The sequence below is a fragment of the Actinomycetospora sp. genome (assembly GCF_036497585.1).
Taxonomy (GTDB): domain Bacteria; phylum Actinomycetota; class Actinomycetes; order Mycobacteriales; family Pseudonocardiaceae; genus Actinomycetospora.
This window is the reverse complement of sequence record NZ_DASXJD010000077.1, coordinates 1-6,131: the sequence shown is the minus strand read 5'-3', so window position 1 is coordinate 6,131 and position 6,131 is coordinate 1. Positions and strand designations below refer to the sequence as shown.

The window sequence follows — 6,131 nt, the reverse complement described above, 5'->3', positions numbered from 1 at the left end:
AGTGCTGCCGTCGTTGACCCTGCTACCCCACGGGCTCCGGACCGCGGCGCCCGAAGTGGCCGCGCTCCTCGACGCCGGACCGCACGACGCCGTCCTCGTCGATGCCCGCCACGACCTCGCCGCCGCCCGGAGCCTGTGCCGTCTCCTGGGCTCCACCGGGCTCGACGTCCCGGTGATCGCCGTGCTCACCGAGGGCGGCCTCGTCGCCGTCTCCCTCGAGTGGGGCGTGGACGAGGTCCTCCTGCCCGGCGTCGGACCCGCGGAGGTCGACGCCCGGCTCCGGCTGCTGCGCGCCCGCCGCTCCTCGGACAGCTCGAGCGGCGAGGGTGCCCTCGTCCTGGGCGAGCTGGTGATCGACGAGGCCACGTACACCGCACGGCTGCGCGGCCGCCCGCTCGACCTCACCTACAAGGAGTTCGAGCTGCTCAAGTACCTCGCGCAGCACGCGGGTCGCGTGTTCACCCGCGCCCAGCTGCTGCAGGAGGTCTGGGGCTACGACTTCTTCGGTGGCACGCGCACCGTCGACGTCCACGTCCGGCGCCTGCGCGCGAAGCTCGGCTCGGAGCACGAGCAGCTCATCGGCACGGTGCGCAACGTCGGCTACAAGTTCGTCCGGCCGGTGCGCGGCGTGCTCGCGTCCTCGACCGAGACGGGCTCGACGGGCTCGATGGGCCTGACCCTCGACGAGGGCGACGTCGCCGAGGACGAGGAGCCCGGCCGGGCGGTCTCCTGGGACACCGACGACCGCGTGGTCCGCCCCGCGGCGTGGGCGGGCGGCGCCTGAGCGCGGCGACGACGAGGTCGGGCTCACGGCGGGCGCGGAGCGATAGCGTCCCGCCGTGACCATCCCCGCCTCCCGCGCGACCCAGCCCGAGTGGATCGACCCGACGGCTGCCGACCGCGAGGCGATCGAGCACCTCGTCGCGGCCCTGCGCCACGCCGACGGGGTGTCCGCGTGGTCCGAGCCCGCCCTGCTCGACCTCGCCACGCCGACCGGGCACGGGCGGCACCTCGTCGCCCGCGGGGACGACGGCGCCCTCGCCGCCTGGGCGCACGTGGACGTGGGGGAGCCCGACGACGTCGTCGTCGAGGTCGGGGTCGCGCCCGGCACCCGCCGGCACGGGGTGGCGACGGCGCTCGCGCGCACCCTGCTGGCCGACCCGGCGATCCGCCCCGGGCACGCACGGGTCTGGGCGCACGGGGACCGTCCGGGCGCAGCCGAGCTCGCGGGGGCGCTCGGGCTGGCGCGCGACCGCGAACTCTGGATGATGCGCCGTCCGGCCGGCGCGGACCCGCTGCCGCCGCCGGGCGACGTCGAGGGCGTCACCGTCGGGACCCTGCGGGTCGGGATGGACGAGCCCGACGTCGTCGCCGTCAACGCCCGCGCCTTCGCCTGGCACCCCGAGCAGGGCGCGATGACCGTCGACGACGTGCGCCGCCGCGAGCAGGAGCCGTGGTTCGACGCCGAGGGCTTCCTCCTCGCCCGGGACGCCGAGGGCGCGCTGCTCGGCTTCCACTGGACCAAGGTCCATCCCGACGGTGCCCGCGACGGGGGGCCGGTCGGCGAGGTCTACGTGGTGGGGGTGGACCCGGACGCGCAGGGCCGTGGGCTCGGCGGCGCGCTGACCCTCGCCGGCCTGCACCACCTCGCCGGGCGGGGCCTCGACGAGGTGATCCTCTACGTCGAGGCGGACAACGCCCCGGCGGTGGCGACCTATCGTCGGCTCGGGTTCGAGGTCGACGCCGTGGACGTCTCGTTCGGTCTCCGGGAGGACACCTCCGCGCCATCTGCCGGTGACGACGACGGCGGTCGGTGAGAGCTCGGGCACCGACTGTGCGGAACACGACACCGCGCTGACCTGCTGTGACCAGTGTCGCCCCGATCCGGTGGGGCACAACCGGACCTGTTCATCCCCCGTTCACCTCGCCAGCGTCGGTCGTCCACCCGCCCCCCATAGCCTCCGCTCCGGTCGATGCAGCCCGTGTCGGCCTTCCGCCCAGACCGCCACGAACGGGGCACTGGGGCGAGGACGAGACGGAGGATCTCTGTGAGGTTCCAGCGGCGCGCAGCGGCGATCGGTCTGATCGCGGCCGGGGCGCTCCTGTTCAGCGCGTGCGGCAGTGACAACAACTCCGGCGGCTCGACCCCGCAGGCGTCCGGTGTCACCTGTGGCGGCAAGCAGGCGCTCAAGGCCAGTGGCTCGACCGCTCAGGCGAACGCCATCACCGGCTTCGTCAACACGTTCGAGCAGACCTGCAACGGCCAGACCGTCAACTACACCGCGAGCGGCTCCGGCGCGGGACGCAACGACTTCATCGGCGGCCAGACCGACTTCGCGGGCTCGGATGCCGCGCTGTCCTCGGCGGAGATCCCGAAGGCCCAGCAGCGCTGCGCCTCGCAGCCGCTGAACCTCCCGATGGTCTTCGGCCCGATCGCGATCGCCTACAACGTCGCGGGCGTCACCGACCTCGCGCTCGACGGCCCGACGCTCGCCAAGATCTTCAACGGCACCGTCAAGACCTGGAACGACCCGGCCATCGCCGCGCTGAACCCGGGCAAGAACCTGCCCGCGGCGCCGATCGTCGTGAACTTCCGCTCCGACGAGTCCGGCACCACGCAGAACTTCCAGACCTACCTCAACGCCGCCTCCAACAACGCCTACGCCAAGCCGTCGACGCAGACGTTCAACGGCGGCACCGGCGCGGGCGCCAAGGGCAGCCAGGGCGTCACCGACGCGACGAAGAACACTCCGAACTCGATCGCCTACATCGAGGCGTCCTTCGCGCAGAAGGCCCAGCTGCCGACCGCGAACATCATCAACGCGGGCGGCGGCCAGCCGGTGCCGCTGTCGACCGAGAACGTCGGCAAGGCCATCGACTCCGTGAAGGTCACCGGCCAGGGCAACGACCTGACCCTCGACCTCACCAGCCTCTACAAGACCACCACCCCCGGCGCGTACCCGATCGCGCTCGCGACCTACGAGATCGTCTGCACCAAGTACGCGGACGCTCCGACCGGGCAGGCGGTGAAGGCGTTCCTGCAGACCGCCCTCTCGCCGCAGGCCCAGGGCACCCTGACCCAGGGTGGCTACGTCCCGATCCCCGACGCCTTCAAGCAGCGCCTGACGACGTCGGTCAACGCGATCTCCTGATCGCACCGGGTCCGGCCGGGGCGACCTCCGTCCCGGCCGGGCCCGTCCCCGGCACCGACCCGAGACGACGAGACGGACAGCTGTGAGCGAGAGCACCACCGAGCGGGCAGGCTCCGGGGGCCGCGAGACGCAGAACTCCCCGGGAGGCTCCGCCACCATGTCATCCGTGACCGATACCGAGCGGCAGGGCGGCCCTCCACCGCGGACCCGTGCCGCGGCGAGCTCGGGCGGCAACGGCGAACGCGTCTTCCGCGGGCTCACCACCGGGGCCGGCCTCGTCGTCGTCGCGGCGATCGCCCTCATCGGGCTGTTCCTCATCATGAAGGCCGTGCCGTCCCTGGCCGCCAACCACGCCAACTTCCTCACCAGCCCGGAGTTCAACACCACCGACGCGAACAACCTGCGGTTCGGCATCCGGGACCTGCTGGTGGTGACACTGCTGTCGTCGCTGATGGCGCTCGTGCTGGCGATGCCGGTCGGGATGGGCATCGCGCTGTTCCTGACCCAGTACGCCCCGGGGCGTCTGTCCCGGCCGTTCGCCTACGTGATCGACCTGCTCGCCGCCGTCCCCTCGATCGTGTACGGCCTCTGGGGCATCCTCGTCCTCGCGCCGTTCATCGAGCCGGTCGCGAAGTTCCTCGAGACCTACCTCGGCTGGTTCTTCCTGTTCTCGCCGGGCAACATCAACCCGGTGCTGACCGGCACGATCTTCACCGGCGGCATCATCCTGGCGATCATGATCCTGCCGATCATCACCGCGACGACCCGTGAGGTGTTCGGCCAGACCCCCCGCTTCCAGATCGAGGCCGCCCAGGCCCTCGGAGCGACGCGCTGGGAGGTCATCCGGATGGCGGTGCTGCCCTACGGGCGCAGCGGGTTCATCGCCGCGTCGATGCTCGGCCTCGGCCGGGCCCTCGGCGAGACCATCGCCATCCTGCTGGTCATCCGCGCCTCGACCAGCCCCTCGCACGGCAGTCTCTTCGACGGCGGCTACACCTTCGCCTCGCTGATCGCCTCGGCCGCCTCGGAGTTCAGCCAGCCGCTGCCGACCGGCGCCTACGTCTCGGCGGGTCTGGTGCTGTTCGTGCTGACCTTCGTCGTCAACGCGATCGCTCGTGTCGTCGCGGGCGGGAAGGTGAACGGCTGATGCCCCGCCGTCGTGACAGGACGATCGCCGTGGCCGCGGGAAAGAAGGTGAACGGCTGATGTCGACCGCTCTCGACGCCCCGGATCGCCCCGCGGTCCCCGAGACCTTCCGCCGCATCTCGACGGCACGGCGGATCAAGAACCAGGCGGCGACGGTGCTGGTGGTGGCCGCCTTCCTCATCGCCGTCATCCCGCTGGTGTGGTTGCTCGTCAGCGTGCTGATCAAGGGCGTGCCGGCCATCATCTCGGCGGACTGGTGGACGAGGTCGCTGTCCGGGGTGACGCCCGACGAGGTCCGCGGCGGCGTCTACCACGCGATCGTCGGCACCCTGATCCAGGCGCTCATCGCCGGGATCATCGCGGTGCCGGTCGGCATCATGGCCGCGGTCTACCTCGTCGAGTACGGCCGTGGCCGGCTGGCGAAGACCACCAGCTTCATGGTCGACATCCTCTCCGGCGTCCCCTCGATCGTCGCCGCGCTCTTCATCTTCGCCCTGTTCATCTCGATCTTCGACCTCTCGCAGAGCGGGTTCCTCGTGGGCCTGGCCCTCGTGCTGCTCATGCTCCCGGTGGTCATCCGCAACACCGAGGAGATGCTGCGGCTGGTCCCCGACGAGCTGCGGGAGGCCTCCTACGCGCTCGGCATCCCGAAGTGGAGGACGATCCTGCGGATCGTGCTGCCCACGGCGCTGTCCGGCACCGTCACCGGCGTCATGCTGGCCTTCGCCCGCGTCATGGGGGAGACGGCCCCGGTCCTGGTCCTCGTGGGCTACGCCCGCGCGATCAACTTCGACCCGTTCAACGGCAACCAGGCCTCGTTGCCGCTGCTGATCTACACCGAGCTCTCGACGAACCCCTCGGCGGCCGGCCAGCTCCGCATCTGGGGCGGCGCGCTGACCCTGATCATCATCGTGATGCTCTTCCAGCTCGCGGCGAGCGTCATCTCCCGCTTCTCGGCGATCTCCAAGTGAGGGACATCTGATGGCCAAGCGTCTCGACCTGAAGGACGTCGACATCTACTACGGCGACTTCCACGCCGTGCAGGGCGTCAACCTCTCCGTGCCGCCCCGGTCCGTCACGTCGTTCATCGGCCCGTCGGGCTGCGGGAAGTCCACCGTGCTGCGGACGCTGAACCGCATGCACGAGGAGATCCCGGGCGCGCGGGTCGAGGGGGAGATCCTCCTCGACGGCGAGGACATCTACGCCCGCGGCTCCGACGCCGTCGCGGTGCGACGCACCATCGGCATGGTGTTCCAGCGCCCCAACCCGTTCCCGACGATGTCCATCCGCGACAACGTCGTCGCCGGGCTGAAGCTGCAGGGCGTGCGGGACAAGAAGAAGCTCGACGAGGTCTGCGAGGCCTCGCTGCGCGGCGCGAACCTCTGGAAGGAGGTCTCCGGCCGGCTCGACAAGCCCGGCGGCGGCCTCTCCGGCGGTCAGCAGCAGCGGCTGTGCATCGCCCGCGCAATCGCCGTCGAGCCCGACGTCCTGCTCATGGACGAGCCGTGCTCCGCGCTCGACCCGATCTCGACGCTGGCGATCGAGGACCTCATCGGGGAGCTCAAGAAGGACTACACGATCGTCATCGTCACCCACAACATGCAGCAGGCCGCGCGGGTCAGCGACCAGACGGCATTCTTCAACCTCGAGGCCACCGGCAAGCCCGGGCACCTCGTGGAGATCGACGACACCGAGAAGATCTTCTCGAACCCGCACGAGCGCGAGACCGAGGACTACATCTCGGGTCGCTTCGGCTGATCAGCCCAGATCCCGAAAGCACGAACGGCCGGTTCGTCACCATCGAAGGTAACGAACCGGCCGTTCGTGCGTTCC

6 protein-coding genes are annotated in these 6,131 nt (G+C 71.0%); all 6 read left to right on the top strand.

Annotated features, from left to right (window positions below; all coding sequences use genetic code 11):
* Position 1 precedes the first annotated feature (1 nt).
* The 6 genes from VGH76_RS07040 (at position 2) to pstB (ending at position 6,056) form a co-directional block, all read left to right on the top strand.
* The gene (locus tag VGH76_RS07040) at positions 2–784 is read left to right on the top strand and encodes a response regulator transcription factor (protein ID WP_331555913.1); all 783 of its coding nucleotides are present in this window, start codon (positions 2–4) and stop codon (positions 782–784) included.
* A 94-nt stretch (positions 785–878) separates the two neighbouring features.
* Positions 879–1,817: a mycothiol synthase gene (mshD, locus tag VGH76_RS07035; protein ID WP_414637685.1), complete on the top strand. Its 939-nt coding sequence runs from the start codon at positions 879–881 to the stop codon at positions 1,815–1,817.
* 231 nt (positions 1,818–2,048) lie between these two features.
* On the top strand, positions 2,049–3,152 hold the full coding sequence (gene pstS, locus VGH76_RS07030; RefSeq protein WP_331555911.1) for a phosphate ABC transporter substrate-binding protein PstS: 1,104 nt from the start codon (positions 2,049–2,051) through the stop codon (positions 3,150–3,152).
* A 157-nt stretch (positions 3,153–3,309) separates the two neighbouring features.
* Positions 3,310–4,299, top strand: coding sequence for a phosphate ABC transporter permease subunit PstC (gene pstC, locus VGH76_RS07025; protein ID WP_414637684.1), 990 nt, complete (start codon positions 3,310–3,312; stop codon positions 4,297–4,299).
* A 58-nt stretch (positions 4,300–4,357) separates the two neighbouring features.
* The gene (gene pstA, locus VGH76_RS07020) at positions 4,358–5,269 is read left to right on the top strand and encodes a phosphate ABC transporter permease PstA (RefSeq protein ID WP_331555909.1); all 912 of its coding nucleotides are present in this window, start codon (positions 4,358–4,360) and stop codon (positions 5,267–5,269) included.
* A 10-nt stretch (positions 5,270–5,279) separates the two neighbouring features.
* A complete protein-coding gene (gene pstB, locus VGH76_RS07015; RefSeq protein ID WP_331555908.1) occupies positions 5,280–6,056 on the top strand; it encodes a phosphate ABC transporter ATP-binding protein PstB in 777 nt (258 codons plus the stop codon).
* Positions 6,057–6,131: the final 75 nt, after the last annotated feature.

What these genes read in the sequence shown, in the direction of transcription:
- pstC (WP_414637684.1), top strand. Translation starts at nt 3,310, where the DNA reads ATGTCATCCGTGACCGATACCGAGCGGCAGGGCGGCCCTCCACCGCGG.
- pstA (WP_331555909.1), top strand. Translation starts at nt 4,358, where the DNA reads ATGTCGACCGCTCTCGACGCCCCGGATCGCCCCGCGGTCCCCGAGACC.
- pstB (WP_331555908.1), top strand. Translation starts at nt 5,280, where the DNA reads ATGGCCAAGCGTCTCGACCTGAAGGACGTCGACATCTACTACGGCGAC.